At 64.9% G+C, this 16,353-nt stretch carries 18 protein-coding genes; 10 read left to right on the top strand and 8 right to left on the bottom strand.

Features of this window, described 5'->3' with window-relative positions:
* Positions 1 to 125: 125 nt before the first annotated feature.
* From ACVWY0_RS09490 to ACVWY0_RS09475, 4 genes are all read right to left on the bottom strand, one after another.
* Positions 126 to 1,412, bottom strand: coding sequence for a hypothetical protein (locus ACVWY0_RS09490; RefSeq protein WP_485836474.1), 1,287 nt, complete (start codon positions 1,410 to 1,412; stop codon positions 126 to 128).
* On the bottom strand, positions 1,409 to 1,915 hold the full coding sequence (locus tag ACVWY0_RS09485) for a hypothetical protein (RefSeq protein ID WP_485836473.1): 507 nt from the start codon (positions 1,913 to 1,915) through the stop codon (positions 1,409 to 1,411). Before ACVWY0_RS09485 ends, ACVWY0_RS09490 begins: the two co-directional genes overlap by 4 nt.
* Position 1,916: 1 nt before the next feature.
* A complete protein-coding gene (locus ACVWY0_RS09480) occupies positions 1,917 to 2,723 on the bottom strand; it encodes a hypothetical protein (RefSeq protein WP_485836472.1) in 807 nt (268 codons plus the stop codon).
* A 123-nt stretch (positions 2,724 to 2,846) separates the two neighbouring features.
* Positions 2,847 to 3,302 carry a hypothetical protein gene (locus tag ACVWY0_RS09475; protein ID WP_485836471.1) on the bottom strand — a complete coding sequence of 152 codons (456 nt, stop codon included), beginning with the start codon at positions 3,300 to 3,302 and terminating at the stop codon, positions 2,847 to 2,849.
* A 541-nt stretch (positions 3,303 to 3,843) separates the two neighbouring features.
* Between ACVWY0_RS09475 and ACVWY0_RS09470 the strand changes: the two genes are divergently transcribed.
* Both ACVWY0_RS09470 and ACVWY0_RS09465 read left to right on the top strand, forming a co-directional pair.
* Complete coding sequence (locus ACVWY0_RS09470) at positions 3,844 to 4,587, top strand: GAF and ANTAR domain-containing protein (protein WP_485836509.1); 744 nt, start codon at positions 3,844 to 3,846, stop codon at positions 4,585 to 4,587.
* Between the two features lie 119 nt (positions 4,588 to 4,706).
* Positions 4,707 to 5,114, top strand: coding sequence for a response regulator transcription factor (locus ACVWY0_RS09465; RefSeq protein WP_485836470.1), 408 nt, complete (start codon positions 4,707 to 4,709; stop codon positions 5,112 to 5,114).
* A gap of 280 nt (positions 5,115 to 5,394) precedes the next feature.
* Here ACVWY0_RS09465 and ACVWY0_RS09460 read toward each other — a convergent pair whose 3' ends face one another.
* The gene (locus ACVWY0_RS09460; RefSeq protein WP_485836469.1) at positions 5,395 to 6,090 is read right to left on the bottom strand and encodes an HAD family hydrolase; all 696 of its coding nucleotides are present in this window, start codon (positions 6,088 to 6,090) and stop codon (positions 5,395 to 5,397) included.
* A gap of 274 nt (positions 6,091 to 6,364) precedes the next feature.
* On the opposite strand from ACVWY0_RS09460, the gene ACVWY0_RS09455 reads away from it, so the two are divergent.
* The 8 genes from ACVWY0_RS09455 to ACVWY0_RS09420 all read left to right on the top strand — a co-directional run bounded on the left by ACVWY0_RS09455 (position 6,365) and on the right by ACVWY0_RS09420 (position 13,624).
* Positions 6,365 to 7,189 carry a GntR family transcriptional regulator gene (locus tag ACVWY0_RS09455; protein WP_485836468.1) on the top strand — a complete coding sequence of 275 codons (825 nt, stop codon included), beginning with the start codon at positions 6,365 to 6,367 and terminating at the stop codon, positions 7,187 to 7,189.
* A 139-nt stretch (positions 7,190 to 7,328) separates the two neighbouring features.
* Positions 7,329 to 8,492, top strand: coding sequence for an ABC transporter substrate-binding protein (locus ACVWY0_RS09450; RefSeq protein WP_485836467.1), 1,164 nt, complete (start codon positions 7,329 to 7,331; stop codon positions 8,490 to 8,492).
* The gene (locus tag ACVWY0_RS09445; protein WP_485836466.1) at positions 8,489 to 9,412 is read left to right on the top strand and encodes an ABC transporter permease; all 924 of its coding nucleotides are present in this window, start codon (positions 8,489 to 8,491) and stop codon (positions 9,410 to 9,412) included. Before ACVWY0_RS09450 ends, ACVWY0_RS09445 begins: the two co-directional genes overlap by 4 nt.
* Positions 9,400 to 10,314, top strand: a complete 915-nt coding sequence (locus tag ACVWY0_RS09440; RefSeq protein ID WP_485836465.1) for an ABC transporter permease — start codon at positions 9,400 to 9,402, stop codon at positions 10,312 to 10,314. The genes ACVWY0_RS09445 and ACVWY0_RS09440 overlap by 13 nt, the downstream gene beginning before the upstream one ends.
* Positions 10,311 to 11,396, top strand: a complete 1,086-nt coding sequence (locus ACVWY0_RS09435; protein WP_485836464.1) for an ABC transporter ATP-binding protein — start codon at positions 10,311 to 10,313, stop codon at positions 11,394 to 11,396. The genes ACVWY0_RS09440 and ACVWY0_RS09435 overlap by 4 nt, the downstream gene beginning before the upstream one ends.
* Positions 11,393 to 12,202 carry an alkaline phosphatase family protein gene (locus tag ACVWY0_RS09430; RefSeq protein ID WP_485836463.1) on the top strand — a complete coding sequence of 270 codons (810 nt, stop codon included), beginning with the start codon at positions 11,393 to 11,395 and terminating at the stop codon, positions 12,200 to 12,202. The genes ACVWY0_RS09435 and ACVWY0_RS09430 overlap by 4 nt, the downstream gene beginning before the upstream one ends.
* 272 nt (positions 12,203 to 12,474) lie before the next feature.
* Positions 12,475 to 12,672, top strand: a complete 198-nt coding sequence (locus ACVWY0_RS09425) for a hypothetical protein (protein ID WP_111908848.1) — start codon at positions 12,475 to 12,477, stop codon at positions 12,670 to 12,672.
* Positions 12,673 to 12,778: 106 nt separating this feature from the next.
* A complete protein-coding gene (locus ACVWY0_RS09420) occupies positions 12,779 to 13,624 on the top strand; it encodes an alpha/beta fold hydrolase (protein WP_485836462.1) in 846 nt (281 codons plus the stop codon).
* 62 nt (positions 13,625 to 13,686) lie between these two features.
* Here ACVWY0_RS09420 and ACVWY0_RS09415 read toward each other — a convergent pair whose 3' ends face one another.
* The 3 genes from ACVWY0_RS09415 to ACVWY0_RS09405 all read right to left on the bottom strand — a co-directional run bounded on the left by ACVWY0_RS09415 (position 13,687) and on the right by ACVWY0_RS09405 (position 16,322).
* The gene (locus ACVWY0_RS09415; RefSeq protein WP_485836461.1) at positions 13,687 to 14,874 is read right to left on the bottom strand and encodes a fatty acid desaturase family protein; all 1,188 of its coding nucleotides are present in this window, start codon (positions 14,872 to 14,874) and stop codon (positions 13,687 to 13,689) included.
* Between the two features lie 13 nt (positions 14,875 to 14,887).
* Entirely contained in the window at positions 14,888 to 15,985 is a 1,098-nt protein-coding gene (locus ACVWY0_RS09410) for a ferredoxin reductase (protein ID WP_058931257.1), read from the bottom strand.
* A 133-nt stretch (positions 15,986 to 16,118) separates the two neighbouring features.
* Positions 16,119 to 16,322: a hypothetical protein gene (locus ACVWY0_RS09405; protein ID WP_141141640.1), complete on the bottom strand. Its 204-nt coding sequence runs from the start codon at positions 16,320 to 16,322 to the stop codon at positions 16,119 to 16,121.
* Positions 16,323 to 16,353: the final 31 nt, after the last annotated feature.

Raw genomic sequence — 16,353 nt, 5'->3', positions numbered from 1 at the left:
CTTGCCGGCTGGTCTCGGGTCCACCGTCGGCAGCGCCAACGTGTGCTTCATTCTGCCCACAAGTCGCAGCACAACGCCAGCCTCCGGGAAGGGAGCCGGAGGCTGGCGCTGGATTGAGGGGGATGTCAGAAGTTAGATGCCGCGCCCAGTATCGGCGAGAGAGAGATCGGATTTCCGTTTGCGTCTTTGGGCCCTTCTACAGCTGTGAACGTAGACTGCACAGCCCCCGACACTACCGCCCTAGTAGCACCGGTATCCGGCCCGAGAGTGATCGTCAAGGTACTCGAAGTGGCGGTGCTGCTCCACGCTATCGCGGTAGCGTTGTTTCCTCCTCCGGCAAATACGAGATCAGTGCTTCCGGTGGAGAACGCCCCGCCTAATACCGCGGTCCCCAATGTGAAAGTCGGGCAGACCGTCGAAGGGACGATGACCTTGAGGTTCCTGTTCGGCTCGATCCTGACCTGAATTCCGGAGTTTTTCAGAACCGCCTGCGTTGTACTGGTCCACGCGCTGCAGATCGACGACGGATTCATGGGTTCGGAGAAAGTGATGATGATCTGGTCGTCCTGATCCGCCCGACCGGCAACGTTCTTCTGAGCCACCGGGCCTGTCTGGAGCCTGATGCTGGCCGTCGGCGCCACCGTGTCCTTCGTCGACGTTGCGGCGCCTGGATTGCTGGCGTTGCCGGCAGCGTCTGTGGCCACCGCCGTGTACGTAATGGTTCCGTTGCTAAAGGTGGAGAGGTTGAAGGTCATCGTCTGAACGGAGCCATTAGCCGTCAGGTTCTGGGTGAGTGTCTGTTGCGGTGTCCCAACCGGCGGCGTATCGGTGACTGTAACCTTCACTGAGGACCCTGCCTCAGCGGTGACGTCGACGGAGACGGTGCCTACGTTCAACGTGTTCACGATCCCCGGAGCGCTTACCGTTGGCGCAATCGGCGCAGCCGAATCCCCGGCCACTCCCCCGCTCCGGGCACTTTCCACCCCAGCCCACGACGCAAGCACAGGAGTTACCGTGTAGTACCAGGTGCCGGCCGGCAGCGCAGCCTCGCTGCAGGTCAGCGTTGCGATGGTTCCCGCGCAGGCTCCGCCGGCGGCAACCTTGGTACCGCCGGTCGAGGATGAGTAGCGGGCAACGGTGTAGCCGGAGACCGGCCGGCCCGCCGCCGTCGTGCTTGGCGCCCAACTGACGGAGGCGGCACCTGCCGAAGCGGACGCCGTCGGTGTGGGCACGGCAAGGACGGCATCGGCCCTGGCGCCGCCGTTGTTGCTGCTGAGGGTCTGCCAGTAGGCGTTGGCTGCCGGGGCTCCCCAGGAAATCACGAGTGCCGCAGCAACAATGCCGGCAATCCGGGCCTTCCGGGGCGCCCGCGGCGGCTGCACGTGCGGCACGGTCTGGATGGGGCGGCTCATTTCCGTGCCTCCAAAGTGACGGGCAGACTGAACGTGGCGCCTTGGCAGCCTGACACTGATGCCGTGGACATGGCGGCGGCGCCCGGCAGGGTGATCAGCACGGACGAATTCGCCGGAATACTCACTGTGGGGGCCAGCGGAGCGGCAGCTTCAACGAAAGTCACGCCGGTGGTGGTGCAGCCAGGGTGGCCGGCGTCCGCCGTCGCGGCCCCGTTGCTTCGGATGGCGTAGACCTGCACGGCGTGGCCGTTGGGGTTGAGCACCCGGACGGCAACATCGGCGGTGCCGCCCGGGGCAAGGGTGTTCTGCGGGCTGTCGCCCGCCACGAGGGCCTCTACGGTGACGGTGGCCATGGTGCCGTTGGTGGCAGCGCCGGATCCGGCACCCACCGTGGCCCAGTAGGCGTACGCTCCGCCCACTCCCGTGGCGAGGCAGAGGGTGACGGTTGCTGCCGCAGTCCTGGCAGCCAGCCGTCGGGAGGTGGTTTTCGTTGTGCGTGTCATCTCAGTTCCCCTCTCCTGCTCCGGAGTAGGAGAACTGCAGGGTGGCACCCTTACAGCCGTCCTGGTTCAGCGCCGTGTCCAGCATGGCGATTTTGGGCCACAGTGCCGGAGCGATGCCGAGTGATTGGAGCGAGCTGGAGCCCACAGGAACCGTGAACGGATAGGAGCCGGCGTAGTTGGTCACCACGTAGTCCGACGCCGTGCAGGGAACCCCTGCTGCCGCTGCCGCCTGCGTCCGCGTTATGCCGGTGATGGCGACGGACAGGCTGGTCAGCGCCAGGCTCTTGTTGTTGGGATTGGCAAAAGAAAGATTCAGCGGCAGAGTGGCACCCGGCGTGAGCTGTGTGCCCAGATTCCCGGAAATGGTGAAGGACTTCTTGGACGACAGGACGTGCAGTTGGACCACGACGGCGGCCTGGCTTGCGCCGGCGGCCGTGGCGATGGTCAGGTCCGCTTTGCCGTCCGGAGTGGTTGCCGACGTCGCCACCGTGAGCGTAACGGTGGCGGTCTTGCCCGAAGCGAGCGTCACCGACGCCGGTGCGAAGGCCGCCGTCGTACTGGCCGGCAGGCCCGAAACAGTGGGGGTGACGCTGCCGCTGAAACCGTTGGTGGAGGTCAGGGACACCGAATAGTTGACCGGGTCGCCCCGGTCAACCGTCCGGCTGGAGGGATTCACCTGGATGGTGACGCCCTTTGTGTTGTTGCCCTGGCTCCCGCCCTGGCTGGCCGCGAAGATGGTGCCCGCCGAAACGAGCATCACCACAAGACCCACCAGCAGCACCTTCGCTACGGTGGTGGTTCTTCGCATGACTGTGCGGAAGTACCCAGAATATTTCTGCACGTTCAGCCCTTCTGGCCTGTTCTGACTTGAGCGGGAGGAGGTGGAATTCGCCGGCGGGGAGGTTCTGCTCCTCCCCGCCGGCGAAGCTTCTTAGACGCTGCCGACTGTGATGGTGACGACGGCACCCTTGCAGGCGCTCTGGTCCACCGTTGCGCTGTCGTTGAACGTCAGGGTTCCGCTGCCCACAGATGTGCCGGTAGCGCCGGCCGCCACGACGGTGTTGGTGGACACGGCGGTGACATCGAACCAGGTAGGCAGGCAGCCCGTGATACTGGTGGTCACCGTGGGGGTCAGCGTATTCACCTGGAGGTTGGTGGTACCTCCGTTGTCGGCGGTGTAGGCCACCGAACGGCTATCTCCGGGGGTAAGACCGCCTAGGAACGTGGCATGAAGTGCCACCGTGCCGTTGGCCTCGGCGTTGGTTGCGTTACCTGAACCTGAGCCTGTGGTGGTCCAGTAGGCGTAGGCAGCGCCGCCGCTGCCGGCTACCAGTGCCAGGGCACCGGCTGCTGCCAGGACCTTGTTCTTCTTGGTCATTTTGCGCATGAGAGAGACTCCTTTGGGCTGGGCGTAAAGACAGATGCTGAGACGCACAGCCGTCGGGAACCACTAAGGGACCTTGCTTCCGGCTGATCGATGACACCCATACTTCCCGGCGCTGGTGATCCCAACAACGCGTAGCAGTACTGGACTTTTGCGGATCTCCCAGGCCACGATCTCTTGGATGAGGGGCAGGGTACTCAGTTTTCGTCGACGAGGCGTGAGGTGTCCGATGCGCAAGGACTCTTCGTGCGGGCGCTCGGGAACCCGCCGCACTCCTTGTAGTTTCAGGCCCAGAGGCCTCACTGCCCGATCCTCCGGCGGTGCCACCCGCACGGTAAGCAGGTAGTACTTGAGTCCTCCCTGGCCTGGCCGCCTTGTGGCGCTTCCCAAGGCTCTGGCCTGTATATACTTCTGGATATCGGTTTAGCAGCAGGCCGTTGGACAGTTCGTCGATCCAGCGACCGTCGCCACCCTTTTGCCACTACGGCAGGGTTATGCGGAGGGTTACCGGTTCGTTTGACCTGAGCGAATGGCACTAAGAACCGTGGCCAGCGAGTCAACAGCAAAAACAGCTACATCAATCACCGAGCACCTCCACGAAGAACTCCTCAACAGCTCCGACGTGGAGGAGTTCCTGGATGAGCTTGCCAAGGTGTCGGCCAGCACCCTTTCCGAACCCGGCGACGAAGTGCTGTGCGGCATCACTCTCCTGCGTCAGCGCAAGGCGGCCACCATTGCCAGCAGCGGCGCCGCTGCCCGCGCTGTCAGCCAGGTTGAATGCCAGTCCGAGCAAAGCCCGGGCATGGCTGCCTCGCTGGAGCAGGCGACGGTCCATGTTGCTGACGTGAAAAACGAAGCGCGCTGGCCCGAATACTGCGAATCCGTCCTGGACCAAGGCATCCGGTCAGTCCTGGCCATCCCGTTCCGGCTGGAGGGGGAAACCAAAGCCACCCTGCTCCTCTACTCCCACCGGACCTCCCGCTTCGAAGGCCGCGTCCTGAACGCTGCGGAGGATTTCGTCCGCCAGACCTCCCTGGCCCTGCGGCTTGCGGTGCGTTTCGCGCATTACAGCGAGACTGCGGCGCATCTGCGTGCCACCCTCGAATCACGCACGGTGATCGACATGGCGGTGGGCATCATCATGGCCCAGAACCGGTGCAGCCAGCAGGACGCGTTCGAGCTCCTCAAAGCGGCGTCCAGCACCCGCAATTCCAAGCTGAATATCGTCGCCGCGGCCATGGTGAATGCGCTGGGCCAGGGGCCGGCCCGGACCCACTACGACGGCTGAACCGGCCCCCGCAGAGGGGTTCAACGAGGTGTCCGGCGGCGGTTCCCGAGTACGTCATAATGACGATCTTCACCCCACCGGCCCCGTACACTGGTGGCAAAGCTGGCTGAGAGGCTTTCATGGAACCAAAACGCATCTGTCTTGTCATCGAGGACAACGACGACATCCGCGGTCTCATCACGGTGGTCCTGACGCGCGCAGGCTTTTCCGTGCGTTCGGTGGCCAACGGCGCCGAAGGAATTGCGGCGGCCGCTGAACCATCGGTTGCGCTGATCACCCTGGACCTCGGCCTGCCGGACATGGACGGACACATCGTAGCCCGGGCAATCCGTGCGTTAAGCACCGCTCCCCTGCTGTTCCTCACGGCCAGGTCCGAGGAGGACGACATCCTGGCCGGAATGGCCTCCGGCGCTGCCGCCTACCTGACCAAGCCGTTCCACCCCAAGGAACTGCAGGAGCTCGCACTGCAACTCTGCCCGGCGGATGCCCCCGCCCGCAAGAAGCCGACGCCACAACGGCAGCAGTAAGCCGCCCGCCTCCGCTACTCCCAGCCCAGCACCGGCGCGAATTCGCCGGAGAGCTGCCCGCTCGCCGGAGCGTTCCGGCTTCCAGGACGCTCTCCGCCGATTTCGGCGCCGCGGCCAGGACTGCGCACCCTTTCACAGCCTCAGCACATCCTCGGCAAATCGAAGCGATAGCTTGGCTGCCTACAAATGAGGCATGACTCCTCTCAAGAACAAACCACGCATGGGCAGCCGCAGGTCGACAGCGCGTAGACGTGAGAACCTGGCGGAACTCGATCCGAAACTACCCCAGCTCCAGCTCCAGGCATTCAGGTCCGAGCGCCGGGACCAGGATCCGGGCGTGCTGCACCAGTACCTCGCGGGGGTGGGTGCCCTCGACGCAGATGGCAACCATCCCCGCGGCAGCTACGGCACCCAGGCCCGGCAGCGAGTCCTCAAACACGGCAATGCGGGCAGGGTTCTCCAGCCCCAGCGCGGCGGCAGCGCGCTGGAAGCCTTCCGGATGCGGCTTGCCCTCCGAAACATCCTCGTCCGTCACGACGACGCCGAACAGGTCCAGCAGGCCCGCCCGTTCCAGGGCAGGAAGTACCTGCGGTCTGCTGGCCCCTGTCACAACGGCCAACTTCAGTCCCGCGGCGTGAAGGGCGCGCACCAGCTCACAAGCGGCCGGCCGGATCAGGCTCTCGCGTGCCACCCGGGCACTGTAGGACGCGTCGATGAGTCCTAGGAACTCATCCACCCTGCGCACCGGTCCGGAGGCCAGGGCAAGGATCGAAGCCATGATTTCGCGGTCGCTGCGGCCGGCCAGGTCCTCCTGGTACTGCCGTTCGGTGATGGTGACGCCGCACTCGGTGTCGGCCAGTTCGATGAACAGGTCCCGCAGCACGCTCTCGTCATCGGAGAGCGTGCCGTTGAAGTCAAAGAGAGCGCCATCAAAGGTGGCCAGGGTTGATGTGGTGCTGGTGGCGGCTGCGCCCATAGCGTGATTCCAATCTGCAGATGGTGGTGCTTCCGACGGCAATTTTGGCGGCGCGACGGCCGTTCAGTGCGCTCAACGGCAAGCAGAGTTCGGTCTAGACCATTTGGATCCGTGTGACAGTGTAGCCGGGATTAATCCGCCGCCGGCCACGCCCCGGCGGACGCCTGCGGACGCCGGCCAGAGCTGCGCCGCGGCCGGCCGGAAACTGGCCGGCGAATGGACCTATGCTTGGTTTCGGGGCCATTCGCTTCACTGGAGGCCTCACCGGGGCGGTATGAAGGAGTCGAAAATCAACACCGACGAGTTGCTGGAGCAGGCGCAGAATCTCACCTTCGATCCGTCCTTGCCGGCCCATCAGGTGGTCCACGGCTGGTTGACGGACCTGGTTCTGGCCGGCTCGCTGACCCTGGGGAGCAAGCTTCCCGCCGAACGGCAGTTGGCGAGTGCACTGGGCATCAGCCGGATGACTCTCCGCCAGGCCCTGGACACGCTGCAGCATGAAGGGCGCCTCATCCGCACCGTTGGCGGCCGCGGCGGTTCCTTCATTTCGGAGCCCAGGGCCTCGGTGGATATCTCGAATCTGATGGGACTCAGTGCCCAGTTGCTCAAGAGCGTCCACAGCGCGTCCTCCCGCCTGCTCGACGCCGAAACCGGCCCTGCCGGCAGGCTGGTTGCGGAGGCCCTGCAGCTGCCGCCCGACGCTGAAGTGCACAGGATTCGCCGCCTCCGCTACGCCGCCTCGACGCCGGTAGTCCTGGAGGACTCGCACTTCCCGGCGGACCTGTTCCCCGGGCTGCTGAGCCGGCATCTCACCGGTTCAATGTATGCGGTTATGGGCGAAGAGTATGGCCTGGCGCCGTTCTCCTCCGTTGAAGAGCTGAATCCCTCCGTGGCTGGCCCGGCGAATTCGAAGCTGCTGGAAATCGGTCCCAGCGCTCCGGTGCTGACCATCAAGAGAACCGCCCTCTGCGAGGACGGCCGGCCGGTGGAGTACTCGGAGGATGTGATCCGCACTGATCGGCTGCGGATCATCGTCTCCGGCCGCGTGGACCCCTCCGGGCGGGAGCCGGCGAATCTCCCGCCCGACCCCAGGCCGTAGTGGACTCATGCAGATGACCTATGGTCTAGACCATAGTTCATCTGCATGACACTTTGCCTTCATCAGGAAGCAACATTGCGCTGCGACGTTGGAGTCTCCACGCCGGCCTCTGCGCCACCAAGAAATCTGGAGAACACCAATGAATCCCCAAGCCATTTCGACGGCTTCACCTTCGTCAGCAGTCTCCCGCCGCGGACTGATGCGCGGCGCCCTGGGGTTGGCAGGCCTTGCCGCAGTGGGCGGCTCCCTGACTGCCTGCGGCAGCACGCCCAATGGCGCCGCCACTGCGGGAACCAGCCTGGCTGAGATCATCGCCGGTGCCCAGAAGGAAGGCAAGGTCCAGCTGATCGCCGTGCCGGGGGACTGGGCCAACTACAAGGGTCAGTTCGAGGGCTTCAAGAAGAAGTACGGCATCGAGACCCCGGTCGCCAACCCGGACGCCTCCAGCGCCGATGAGCTCACGGCGGTGAAAAACCTCAAGGGGCAGGACACCCAGCCAGACGTGATTGATATCGGCTACTCCTTCACCAAGCCCGCCATCGACCAGAAGCTGATCGAGGCCTACAAGCCGAGCAACTTCGAGGAGATCCCGGCCGACTTGAAGGACCCCGACGGGATGTGGGTCGGGGCGTATTACGGCGTGGTCCAGGTCGGCACCAACACCAAGATCGTCGAAAGCCCCAAGTCCTGGGCCGATCTTCTGGACCCGAAGTACAAGGGCAAAATCGCCCTCCCTGGTGATCCCCGCAAGGGTGCCTCGTCCATCGCGGCCGTCTACGCGGCGGCGCTGGCGCACGGCGGCAGCCTGGACAACATCCAGCCGGGCATCGATTTCTTCGAAAAGCTGGCCAAATCCGGGAACCTGGCGAGCATCACTTCTCCCGTCTCGGCACTGAGCACCGGCCAGGCCGCCGTCGTCTTCGACTGGAACTACAACTTCCTGGGCATGGCAGGCGAACTGGCGAAATCCGGCGCCACGCTGGAAACCCAGGTGTTCTCCGAAGGCGTCTTTGGCAACTACTACGCCCAACCGGTCACCACGAAGAGCCCGCGGCCCAACGCCGCGCGCCTTTGGGTGGACTGGCTGACAAGCGACGAAGGTTCCGAACAGTTCGCCCTGGGTGGTGCCGTGCCTGCGCGGTTCGTCAAGCTCAAGGCTGCCGGCAAGCTCTCGGCTGAAGCGCTCGCCAAGCTGCCCAGCGCCGACGTGATTGCCAAGATCAAGTTCCCCACGATTGCCCAGGGCTCTGCGGCCAGCGAACTGATCATCGACCAGTGGGGCCAGAAGGTCGCCGCGCTGTGACGCTCCAAGCCGAACGCACCTTGGGCGCAGCTGGTCCCGCGCCGGCGGGACGTGAACGTCCCGCAGCGCCGCGGCGCGGGGGTGGCCGCACGGCCGGCTGGCTCGGGGCCCTGCCGTACCTGCTGTTCCTGGCGGTTTTCCTCGTTGCTCCGATTGCCACCAACATTTGGACCAGCTTTCACGTGGACGGGAACCTTTCGCTGGCCTCCATGGCGAAGCTTTTCGAGCCGCAGTACCGGGATGCGTTCATGCAGACCATCCAGCTTTCCCTACTGACCGCCGGGGCCGGCGGCGTGCTGGGGCTGACCCTGGCCTGGGCCCTGGCCACCTCCGAGCGGCCCAAATGGCTGCGGAACCTGGTGCTCTCCTTCTCGGCAGCGGCGTCCCAACTGGGCGGTGTGGCACTGGCCTTCGCATTCGTCGCCGCCATCGGGGTCCAGGGCCTGGTGACCCGGATGATTCTCAGCCTGACCGGCTGGAACCTCAGTGACAGCATCCAGCTGGCATCCTTTTGGGGCATCGCACTGGTCTACCTCTATTTCCAGATCCCGCTGATGGCCATCTTGATGCTGCCGGCCTTCGGAGCCCTGAAGAAGCAGTGGTCCGAGGCCGCGTACAGTCTGGGCGCCAGCCGCTTCCGCTACCTCAAGGACATCGCATTCCCCATCATGTGGCCGCCCATCATCGGTGCGCTGCTCCTTCTGTTCGCCAACTCCTTCAGCGCGTATGCCACCGCCTACGCACTGGCCGGCGGCCGGGTCAACCTGGTGCCGATCCTGATCGGATTCTTCGTCTCAGGCAACGTGATGACGGACGACAGCTTCGCCGCCGCATTGGTCACGGGCATGATCGTGATCGTGGTGGCTTCCATGGGCTTGCGGACACTGCTGGAACGGAGGAGCAACAAATGGCTGCGCTAGACACCCCCGCTGGATCGAAGCCCCTGTCGGGGCGGCGCCGCCCCCGTGCGCGGGGAGCGGCCCAGACGACCATCTTTGCCGTCGCGCTCATCCTTTTTTTCACGCCCTTGGTTGCCTCCGCTGCCTTCGGCTTCACGCTGCCGGGCAAGGGATTCACCCTGGATTCCCTCGACGTCGCAGTGCAGAACACCAACTTCCTGCCGCAGCTGTCCACCACCCTTCAGTTGGCGGCGCTCAGCACCCTGGCCTCGCTGCTTCTCCTGGTGCCGACCCTGCTCTTCCTGCACCTCCGTGCACCCAAGATGCTGCCGCTGACCGAATGGCTCTCCGTGGTCCCGTACGTGGTGCCGGCCATTGCCCTGGTGAGCGGCGCCAACTTGTTCTTCCGCAACGTGGCCCCCAGCTTTCTAGTCTGCACCTATTCGCTGGTGCCGTTCTACATGGTGCTGACCCTGCCGCTGGTGTACCGGACGCTTGATGCCGGCATCCGTGCCTTGGACATCAGGACCCTGTTCGCGGCCAGCGCCAGCCTGGGAGCCACGCCGTTGCAGACCTTGGTCCGGATCATTCTTCCCAATCTGCGCGCCGCGATGCTGGGGGCAAGCCTCCTGTCCTGCGCGCTGGTGCTGGGCGAGTATGCACTGGCCAGCCTGCTGCTGCATTCAACGTTCCCGGTGTTCATGGTGGAGGTTGGCATGAACCAACCGCGCGCCGCTGCAGCCTTGTCCTTCTTGTCGATCGTCGCCACCTGGTTGTTACTGGCGGCGCTCTCCGGGGCCTCCGCCAAGCGGAACAGGAAACGCAGCTCCACTCGCTCCAAACGGCAGGCTTCCAACGGCCTGCGACTCCAAGAGTCCGCCCCCGCGGGGCCGTGCTCCGCTACGAAAGGAATATCCCGATGACCCGGGACGAAGCTGAAGTTTCATTGGCCGGAATCAGCAAGAGTTTTGGCGGACGGTTGGTGCTGGACAAGCTGGATCTGACCCTCGACGGCGGAGAGCTCCTGGCACTGCTGGGACCGTCCGGGTGCGGCAAGACCACCATCCTGCGTGTCCTGGCCGGCCTGGAATCCCCGGATGCCGGAACGGTGCGGATTGCCGGCCGGGACGTGACCCATACCAGCGTGCGCAACCGTGGCATCGGAATTGTGTTCCAGGCCTACAGCCTGTTCCCGCACATGACGGCCTTGGAAAACGTCGCCTACGGACTGCGGATCAGGGGGGCAAGCACGGGCAAACGCACGGCGCGGGCCACGGACCTTCTCGAGACGGTCGGGCTGGGCGAACACCGGGACAATTTCCCCTCACAGCTCTCCGGAGGCCAGCAGCAGCGCGTTGCCCTGGCCCGAGCACTGGCGATCGAGCCGCGCGTGCTGCTGCTTGACGAGCCGCTCTCCGCACTTGATGCCCAGGTCCGTGTGCATCTGCGCGACGAAATCCGGCGGATCCAGACACAGGCAGGAACCACCACGCTGCTGGTGACCCACGACCAGGAAGAAGCCCTGACCGTGGCCGACCGCGTTGGCGTGATGCTCAACGGCCGGATCGAGCAGCTGGGCACGCCGGAGGATGTCTACCAGCGTCCCCGGACGGCCTTCATTTCCGAGTTTGTCGGAGCCGTGAACCGCATACCGGCGGATCGGTTCGGCGCCCAGGTGCTGGTTCTGGGCCGGCGCATGGCCATCTCCAACGCGGCCCCGGAGGCCTTGCCGGCCACGGAATTGGAGGCCCTGGTGCGGCCGGAAGACCTGGAGTTGAAGGGCGCAGGCGACGGGCCGGGCGTCATCAGGTCACTGGTGCTGCGCGGCGCCGTGACAAGTGCGAATGTCTCGGTTGGCGGCTCCCTGCTGCGCGTGGACCTGCCCTCGCATGAGGCGGCCAACTTCACCATTGCCCAGCGCGTGGACGTCTCCCCCAGGCACAACACTGCGCTGGTGGATGGGGTCCGCAACGGTGCCGAGGCCAAGGAAGAGGTCGCCGCGTGAGCCCGAAGATTTGCCTTGTGGGCATCGACGGCCTGCGCGTGGACCTGGCCCGGGGCAGGGGCCTGATGCCAACCCTAGATGCGGTGATCGCTGACGGGGTCTTCAACGAGCTGCGCATGGAGGTGCCGACGCTGTCCGGACCCGGCTGGTCCACCCTGCTGACGGGCCGTCCCCATGCCGATCATCAGGTCAAGGACAACCACTTCGTGGGCCATGCCCTGCTGCATTGCCCGGATTTTCTCAGCCAGGCCTACTTTGCGGATCAAAGCACCACCACCCTGGCCGCAGGGGGTTGGCCCCCGCTGGTGGACCCGTCGGGTATCGGTCCCATCATCTGGGAGCGGCGCGAGCAGCAGCGCTCCGGGCAGCATCGGGTGATTGCCCGCGACGGCGAGACCTACGGCTACAAACTCGTCGATGCCGAGATCGCAGACCATGCCGTCGATGCGATTTCCGGGCGGGGGCCGGACCTGTCCTTTGTCTACTTTTGCGACGCCGATGACGAGGGGCATGTCTACGGGCCGCACACACCGGAGTACGCGGCAGCCATGGGCCGGGTGGACAACCATCTTGCGCGGATCCGGTCCGCTATCCGGCACAGGGTAGAGGTTCTGGGCGAGGACTGGTTCATGGTGCTGACGACTGACCACGGGCACCTGGATGAGGGCGGACACGGCGGTGACAGCCAGGTGGAGCGGACATCCTTTGTGGCAGCCACCCGCTTCGGCGGCTCCCTGGCGGACTGGCCCGCCCAGCTGACACCCAGCCAGCTTGCCCCACTGCTGCTCTGCTGCCTCTCCGCCTAAACTTTCTCGGCGGCGGGGCTTCCGATGTCCTGCGAGTGACGGACTCATCCATGGACAGACAGGTCCGGCCAGCCCTTCTTGCCGTCGCTGGGTGCCGTCGCTGGGTGCCGTCGGCCGGCCGGTGGCCGGAGACGTGTTCATTGGGGTCGGTGAGCGAGCGTTTGGGCTTTTCCAGCAGGAAGTGAGAGAGCGGCGGGAGTGGGGAGGTATCTGGAATCCGGATATCGGCGCATACTTGAACGCACAGGCGGCCACGGCCATGGGAGGACACCATGAAGTTTCTCGGAGCACTGATTGTCATCTGGCTAATCATCGGAGGAATCGCCGCCTGGCAGCGCGGCTACTTCGGCGGAGCTCCCGGGTCCTGCGCCCAGGCTGGAACGGTGGCCGTGACCATCGTCGCCGGGCCTTTGAACTATCTGGGCGTCAACCCGCAGATCGCCTGCGAGCTGCCCCAACCCTCCCAGTAACCACATCCTTGGTGCAGCAGCGGCCGGTCCCTAGAGTAGGGAATGCCGGGCGCCGGCTTTTGCTTGCGCCCGAAACTGATTCCGAAGCTTCGAAAGGACCGCCGAGATGGCATTCGTCACCGTTGGAACCGAGAACAGCACCGATATCGAGCTCTACTACGAAGACCACGGGAGCGGCCAGCCCGTTGTCCTGATCCACGGCTACCCGCTGGACGGATCATCCTGGGAAAAGCAGACCACCGCCCTCCTGGAGGCCGGCTACCGTGTCATCACCTACGACCGCCGCGGCTTCGGCAAGTCCAGCAAGACCACCAGCGGCTACGACTACGACACCTTCGCCGCCGACCTCAATACCATCCTGAACAGGCTGGAACTGAACAACACCGTGCTGGTGGGCTTCTCCATGGGTACCGGTGAAGTCGCCCGCTATCTGAGCACCTACGGTTCGGCGCGCGTGGCCAGGGCCGCGTTCCTGGGATCCTTGGAACCGTTCCTCCTGAAGACCGACGGCAACCCGGACGGCGTCCCGCAAAAGGTCTTTGACGGGCTCACCGAAGCCGTCACCTCAGACCGGTACGCGTTCTTCACGGAATTCTTCAAGAACTTCTACAACTCGGACACGTTCCTGGGCACACCGCGGCTCAGCCAGGAAGTCCTGGACGCCAGCTGGAAAATCGCAGCAGGAGCCGGCGCCACCGCATCAGTCGCCGCGCAGCCCACCTGGCTGACCGACTTCCGCGGCGACATCCCCCGGATCGATGTCCCCGCGCTGATTGTCCACGGCACCGAGGACAACATCCTCCCCATCGATGTCACCGGCCGCAGGTTCGCCAAGGCATTGCCGTCGGCGGAGTATGTGGAGATCGACGGCGCCCCGCACGGCCTGCTGTGGACGCACACCGCGGAAGTCAACGAAGCCCTGCTCGCCTTCCTGAAGAAGCAGACCGGATAGCAAAAAAGAGTGGAAGGGCCAGGCATTTCGCCTGGCCCTTCCACTCTTAAGGCTTAGTCAGCTCAAGCCCTGGCAGCCTTGCCCGGCAGCGCCAGCTTGAAGACCTTCGCCCAGGACGATCCCACCTGCTTCAGCAGCGGACCCGTGGTGTACTTCAGGCCGTAGCGCTGGCAGATCTCGCGGACCCGCGGAGCAACCTCGGCGTACCGGTTGGACGGCAGGTCCGGGAAGAGGTGGTGCTCGATCTGGTGCGACAGGTTGCCGGTCATCAGGTGCATGAACCTGGAACCGGAGATGTTGGCGGAGCCGATCATCTGGCGGACGTACCAGTCACCGCGGGTTTCGCCTTCCACCATTTCCTCGGTGAACGTGTCAGCGCCTTCCGGGAAGTGGCCGCAGAAGATCACCGCGTGCGCCCACACGTTGCGGACGGCGTTGGCGGTCAGGGTGCCGTAGAGGGCCTGCTTGCCGGAGCCGGTGAGCATGGCGACGGCGGGCGTGGCGGCGTAGTCCTTGGTGAACTGGGTGACTACCTTGCGGCCCAGGGCCTTGAGGTCCTTGACGAGCGCTTCCTTGGACTTCTTGCCTGCCTGGTACTCAGCAAGCTCAAGGTCGTAGATGGCGATGCCCCATTCGAAGAGCGGGGAAAGGATGGCGTTGTACAGCGGGTTGCCCAGGTTGTGCGGCTGCCACGGCTGGTTCTCGTCCATGCGGAGGAGGTTGTACCCGACGTCGTTGTCCTTGCCTACGACGTTGGTCCAGCGGTGGTGGAGGTCGTTGTGCGTGTGCTGCCAGGCGCGCGACGGGGTGACGAAGTCCCACTCCCAGGTGGTGGAGTGGATGTCAGGATCCCGCATCCAGTCCCACTGCCCGTGCAGGATGTTGTGGCCGAGTTCCATGTTTTCCAGGATCTTGGCAAAGCTCAGCAGCGTGGTGCCGGTGACCCAGGCTGCCTTGTTCTTGCTGACCAGCAGTGCCGCGCGGCCGGAGATCTCCAGCCCGCGCTGGATCTTGATCATGCGGCGGATGTAGGCGGCATCGGAGGCGCCGCGCTTGGCCAGGATTTCGTCGCGGATCGCGTCGAGTTCGCGGCCCAGCTCAGCTACCTGTTCGTCGGTAAGGTGCGCGGCGGCAGGAGGACGGACCAGGGGGCTGCCGGACTCGGCCAGCGCTCCGGGGCGCGTCTTTGCCGCTCCGGTGGGGGCGGTGCTGCTTGCGGAAACTTTCTTGCTTTCTGAAACTACTGACATGCGGTATTGCTCCTCAGAGTTCGAGGTTGACGGGTCCGGCGGCTGCCGAGACACACGTTTGGATTAGTTGGCCGGGTTCGCCGTGGACCTCGTTGGTGCGAAGGTCACGGACCTGTCCGGCCAGGAGCGGAGTCAGGCAACTGTGGCAGATTCCCATCCGGCAGCCGCTGGGCATCAGCACCCCGGCATCCTCGCCGACGTCGAGCAGCGGGGTGTCGCCGTCGGCGTCAACCTCCCGGTCCGACGCCTCGAAGGTGACCAGGCCGCCGTCGTGCCCTACACCCCCGGCGAAGGTGGTGTTGAACCGCTCAATCATCAGGTTGCCGGGATCGCCGGCGAGCGCAACATCGGAGCCGGGGGCGCCGGCGGTGAGGGACGCCTGCTTCCACAGGGCCTCGGCGTCGTCCAGGAAACTGTCCGGGCCGCACGCGTAGGCGGCCCGTTCCTTCCAGTCCGGGCAGATCTCGTCGAGCTCGGCCGTGTTGGTCAGGTCCATCCGGCCCTGTTCGCCGGTGTACCAGTGGGCCAGCCGGAAGTTGGGGAACTGGTCAGCCAGCTCGGCGAGTTCCTCGCGGAAGAGGCTGTCGCCGGGCGTGCGGGCGGAGTGCACCAGGACCACGTCGGCATCCGGGCGGCGGGGAACAAGGGTGCGGATCATGGACATCACCGGAGTGATGCCGCTGCCGGCGGTGACCATCAGGAGCGGCCTGGGGTGCTCGGGCAGGACGAAGTCGCCTTGCGGGGGTGCCAGGAAAAGGACGTCGCCCGGTTTGGTGGTCCGCACCAGGGTTCCGGAAACAGCGCCGACGTCGGTGACGGTGATGGCGGGGTCCTTGCCGGCGGGGGCGCTCAGGGAGTAGGAGCGCCAGTGGCGGACGCCGTCCAGCTCAACGCCGATGCGGGCCCACTGGCCGGCCAGGTGCGAATGCCAGCCGCGGCCGGGACGGAAGAAGATGGTGGCCGACTGTGCCGTTTCCTGGACCACACGGGTCACCACTCCACGCAACTGGCGCGCGGAGAAGACAGGGTTGAAGAGCGCCAGAATATCTTCCGGTGCCAATGGCGTGGTCAGTACGGAAGCCGCCTGTGCCAGCTGACGTAGCCGGATCATGCCGTAAAACCTAAAGCGGCGCGAGCCATATTTCTCTCTCCTGACCGTTCCGCAGTCACGCATTAATTATGGGGCCTTAGCCCCCAAAGCCCGCTACAAGCCTAACGGCTCTGGCTTGTGGATGGTTCCCGGGTCAGCGGCTGTCCCGGTCTTCGAATTCCTCATCGAGGTCATGGTGCCTGAACTCCGTCTCCGGATTTGGTTCGCCCTCGGCCACGTACTCATAGTCCAATTGACGCTGCACCTGGCTGTCCAGAACCTGCAGCTCCCGGTCCGGAACGGTGGAAAGATCTTCCGGGAACTCATCTTCCGGTGTCAGGTGGAGCTTTTCGGACATGTTAAGCCTCTCTGGGCCGTGACAAAAAGCC

Source organism: Arthrobacter sp. UYNi723 (assembly GCF_054057635.1).
This window is presented reverse-complemented; position numbering and strand designations above follow the sequence as displayed.